This is a genomic window from Streptomyces sp. UNOC14_S4 (assembly GCF_020740835.1).
Classification (GTDB): Bacteria; Actinomycetota; Actinomycetes; order Streptomycetales; family Streptomycetaceae; genus Streptomyces.
In genome coordinates this window covers 1-4719 of sequence record NZ_JAINFC010000558.1, presented here as the reverse complement: position 1 = coordinate 4719, position 4719 = coordinate 1, and the positions used below count along the sequence as shown (strand labels likewise).

The window sequence follows — 4719 nt, the reverse complement described above, 5'->3', positions numbered from 1 at the left end:
GAAGTGTTCCGGGGGCTCCGCCCCCGGGCCCCCACGGGGGCTGCGCCCCTCGCCCCCGCCGGGACCGGGGCACCCCGTAAGGCACGGAGCCGCGCACGACCGCCGGGGCAAGGGGCTGCGCCCCTTCAGGGGCGCGGGGAACTGCGCGACCAGCCCCCACCGGCCCGCAGGTGGGCGGACAGCGTCGGGGTCCGGGGCGGAGCCCCGGGTCAGCGGGCCCGCGCTCGGCGGGCCGCCGTGGTCACCAGCACCCCACCCGCCGCCAGAAACGCGACGCCGCCACACACATACGGCGTCGTGTCCACACTCCCCGAATCGGCCAGCCGCGCCGAGTCCGTGGTTTCCGTCTCCGCGGGAGGCGACGACTGTGCGTGAGCGCTGGGCACGAACCACACCGCACACAGAAGCAGAGCCGCACTGACAGCCGTCAGCAGCATGCGCCGCGCCGCGGCGGCGGAAGTGGCATTCACGGAGTGAGTTCCCCTTCGGCGAGACCCGAGCTGACCCGATGTTAGTGATACGAACGGGCCGGGCGGAAGCCGTGAGGAGGCTGCGGAGGACCCGAGGGCGCGGGGGAGTTGTCAAGGGGCCGTCGACTCTGGTGACCGGTGTCGCCCCGGCTGCATCATGGACATCACGGTCATACCAAGACCCCCGCTATTATGTCGGCCCTCCGAGGGGCGTTGTCGGCGTGGTCTTCCCCACATTTTCCAGTGGGGTGGAACGGACGAAACGGAGCATGCGTTCCCAAGCAGTAGCCGGGATGCGTGGGTGCCCCACGCGCGGCTCGGGGTTTTCGGGGTCCAGGAGCAATGGAGAAGCGTGTGATGACGGACGGCAAGCGCCGCAAGGCCCTGGTGGCCGCGGCCGCTGTGCTCGGTGGTGTGCTGACCCTCGCCGCCTGTGGCGGTGGCGACGACGATGCCAAGAACGGCTCCGGTGGTAACGGCAAGTCCCAGAACAAGGTCGATGCCGCCGCCGCCAAGGAAGCCTCCAAGGCGCAGATCAAGATCGCGCAGAAGGACGGCTCCACCAACGCCGGTATCACCACCGACGCCGCCAAGGTCACCGTCAGTGACGGCGAGCTGGTCAGCGTCAAGATGACGGACGACAAGGGCACCCCGGTCGAGGGCACGATATCGGCCGACAAGAAATCGTGGCAGCCCGCCAAGCAGCTCGACCGCTCCACCAAGTACAAGATCGTCGTCGAGGCCAAGGACGCCCAGGGCCGCAAGGCCACGGAGAACTCCTCCTTCGCCACGGTCTCGCCCACCAACAGCTTCATCGGCTCCTTCACGCCGGAGGACGGCAGCACCGTCGGTGTCGGCATGCCCGTGTCGATCAACTTCGACAAGCCGATCAAGGACCGCAAGGCCGTCCAGTCCGGCATCACCGTCAACTCCAGCAGCGGCCAGAAGGTCGTCGGCCACTGGTTCGGTGACCAGCGCATAGATTTCCGTCCCCAGGACTACTGGAAGGCTGGCTCCGACGTCACGCTGAAGCTCGACCTCGACGGTGTCGAGGGCGCGCCGGGCATCAAGGGCGTCCAGAAGAAGACGGTCTCCTTCAAGATCGGCTACTCGCAGATCTCCACGGTCGACGTGAAGACGCACCAGATGACGGTCGTCCGGGACGGCAAGACCATCAAGACCATCCCGATCTCCGCGGGCAGCCCGGAGAACACCACCTACAACGGCAAGATGGTGATCTCCGAGAAGTTCAAGGAGACCCGGATGGACGGCTCCACCGTCGGCTTCACCAAGGGCGACGGCAAGGGCGAGTACGACATCAAGGACGTGCCGCACGCCATGCGCCTGTCCACGTCGGGCACGTTCATCCACGGCAACTACTGGGGCAGCGGCATCTTCGGCGTGGCCAACACCAGCCACGGCTGCATCGGCCTCCAGGACAAGCAGGGCGCCGACGACCCGAACACGTCCGGTGCCTGGTTCTTCAGCAACTCCCAGATCGGTGACGTCGTCGAGGTCAAGAACTCCAACGACAAGACCATCGCTCCGGACAACGGCCTCAACGGCTGGAACATGGACTGGAGCCAGTGGGTCGCCGGTAGCGCGACCGGCGCGTAGCGCCTGACCGGCGCACGGTTGCTCGCCGTCGCCGCCTGCAACACGGCTTCGCCGCGTTGTCCTCAAACGCCGGACGGGCTGGTTTTCCAGCCCGTCCGGCGTTTTGCGTGCCCCCGTAAGGGGCGCGGGGCTGTGCCGATCTGCGGCTCCGCCGCGTGGGCGCGGCGGAGCCGCAGATCAGGGGCGCGGGGAACTGCGCGACCAGCCACGACGTGACCCGCAGCCGCGCGCCGAGCGCAAGCCGCACCCCGGTGGGCGCACCGCCCCAAAAACCACGTGCCAGCCGCCAGGCGTCCCCGTACCGTCCCCAGGATGAGCGACGTCATGATCCTGGGGGACACCCCGTCCGAGGCGGAAACCGACGCCTGGCACGCCGTCGTGACGGCGTGCCACCTGCACGACATGCCCCCGACCGTCCCCCCGCCCAGCAGGGCCGAGACGGCCGGTCAGCTGCTCGTGCCCGCCGTGCTCAGCCACTACGTCAAGGTCGTCGTACCGGCCCCCGAGGGCGGCTACGTGGGCGTCGGCCAGGTGCGCCTCTTCGAGGACGAGGGGAACCGCTCGACGGCCTGGATCGGTGACTTCGCCGTCCGCCCCGAGCACCGGCGCCGCGGCATCGGCACCCGCATGTGGCACGTACTGCGCGCCGCGATCGCCGCCGAGGGCCGTACCTCGGCGACCACGGAGGTCGAAATCGGTGGCGCGGGCGAGCAGTTCGCCAGGGCGCACGGTTTCGACAGTGCACTGTCGATGATCTGGTACGTGCAGCGCGTGGCCGACGAGACCACCGGGCCGAGCCTGCCCGACGGCTACCGCTTCGTCGAGTGGACCGGCGTCGTCCCCGCCGAGCACGCCCCGGGGATGGCCCACGTCCACAACGCCATGCACGACAGCCCGAACGGCGACCTGGAGATGCGGCCGCTCCGCTGGGACGCCGAGCGTGTCACCCGGGCCCAGAGCGCCGCCGTCGAGCGCGGCGGGACGGTGCTCACCGTCGCCGCGATCGCGCCGGACGGCGGCTACGCCGCGTACACCGAGGTCGTGCTGCGTTCCCCGGACGACGTCCGCGCCATCCAGTACGCGACCGCCGTCGCCCCCGCCCACCGCGGCCACGGCCTCGGGCTCGCCGTCAAGCGGCGCATGCTGGGGCTGATCAGGGACGAGGGCCTGCCCGTACGCGAGATCGCCACGACCGTCGCCGACGACAACGGCCCGATGCGCGCCGTCAACAAGCTGCTCGGCTACCGACCCGAGCGGTCTATGGGACTCTTCCAGGTGCGACTGCCGTCCGGGTGAACCTTCCCTTCCGGGACAATGGGGGCGTACGGACAGTGATGCGCCCCCTCATGCGCTCCTGGAAGCCCGTCGCGCACCCCCCAAAGCCGGAAGTGAGCACCCCGTGGCCAAGCGCAGCAAGCAGCACGAGCGCCCCGGCGCGCGGCCCGAGCCGGGCCCCGGTGACGCGGAGGTCCTCGCCGCCGTCGAGGCCGCGGTGGCCGGGCTGCGCGCCACGCGGGCGGACGCGCTCGACGACGCCGTCTACGCCGCCGCGTCGACGCTGGCCGCGACCCCCGCCGGGCCCGCCGCCCTCGGCCGCGCCGTGCTGGCCGCCGCGGACCGGGCGCTGCGCCGGGCCTGGGAGGACGGCTGGCAGCCCGCCGACCTGGTGCGGCTCGCGCGGCGGGACCTCACCGCCGCCGAGGCGCGCTTCACCGTGGACGCCGTCGCGGCCGAGGCCCGGCGCTACGCGCCCGGGACGCTGGGCGCGCGCTGGGCCGCCCAGCTGAAGGAGCTCGACGCGCGTGTCCCGGGCGACGCCTTTCCGGAGGGCACCTTCCTGGACGGCTTCGCCGCGCGCGAGCGGCTGAGCCGCTTCGAGACGGTCGCGTGCGCGCTCGGCGCGCTGCGGTTCGTCGCCGTGCTGCCGCGCATCGGCGCCGCGGGCCCGCTGCCGGGCGCCGCCGGGCGCAGGCCGGCGGACGCCCCCGCCGTCGCGCCCCGGATGCTCGCCCGCATCAGGGCGCTGCTCGCGAAGGCGGAGTCGACGCAGTTCGCGGAGGAGGCGGAGGCACTGTCCGCGAAGGCGCAGGAGCTCATGGCGCGGCACTCCCTGGACGAGGCGCTGCTCGCCGCCCACGCGACCGGCCCCGCCGACGGCCCGGGGGCGTGCCGCCTCGGCGTCGAGGGCCCGTACGAATCCGCCAAGGCCCTGCTCCTCGACGCGGTCGCCGAGGCCAACCACTGCCGTGCCGTGTGGTCGGGCGACTTCGGCTTCTCGACGGTCGTCGGCTTCGAGGCCGACCTGGAACTGGTCGAGCTGATGTACACCTCGCTGCTGGTGCAGGCCACCACGGCCATGCGGCGCGCGGGCGACGACCACCACGCCCGCGGCCGCTCCCGCCGCACGCGCGACTTCCGCGAGTCCTTCCTCATCGCCTACGCGGCCCGCATCCGCGAACGCCTCACCGCGGCGGCGGAGGGGGTGGTGGCGACGGAGGCCGCGTCGGCGTCCGCGTCCGCCTCCGAGGTCCTGCCGGTGCTGGCCGCCCGGGACGTGGCGGTCGGCGAGACGACGACACGGCTTTTCCCGACGACGACTTCGCATCGGTTGCGGGGGCGTGACGCGGAGGGG

At 72.0% G+C, this 4719-nt stretch carries 4 protein-coding genes; 3 read left to right on the top strand and 1 reads right to left on the bottom strand.

The window, feature by feature from the left end; translation table 11 throughout:
• Positions 1–209: 209 nt before the first annotated feature.
• Positions 210–470 (bottom strand): hypothetical protein, encoded by a 261-nt coding sequence (locus K6I34_RS31940; RefSeq protein WP_308294085.1) that lies wholly within the window; start codon positions 468–470, stop codon positions 210–212.
• Positions 471–812: 342 nt separating this feature from the next.
• Here K6I34_RS31940 and K6I34_RS31935 point away from each other — a divergent pair, with 342 nt between their 5' ends.
• The 3 genes from K6I34_RS31935 to K6I34_RS31925 all read left to right on the top strand — a co-directional run.
• Positions 813–2087: an Ig-like domain-containing protein gene (locus K6I34_RS31935; RefSeq protein WP_229331448.1), complete on the top strand. Its 1275-nt coding sequence runs from the start codon at positions 813–815 to the stop codon at positions 2085–2087.
• A gap of 312 nt (positions 2088–2399) precedes the next feature.
• Positions 2400–3383 (top strand): GNAT family N-acetyltransferase, encoded by a 984-nt coding sequence (locus K6I34_RS31930; RefSeq protein WP_229331446.1) that lies wholly within the window; start codon positions 2400–2402, stop codon positions 3381–3383.
• 103 nt (positions 3384–3486) lie between these two features.
• On the top strand, positions 3487–4719 hold a 1233-nt coding region (locus K6I34_RS31925; protein ID WP_229331444.1), incomplete at its 3' end, for a DUF2786 domain-containing protein.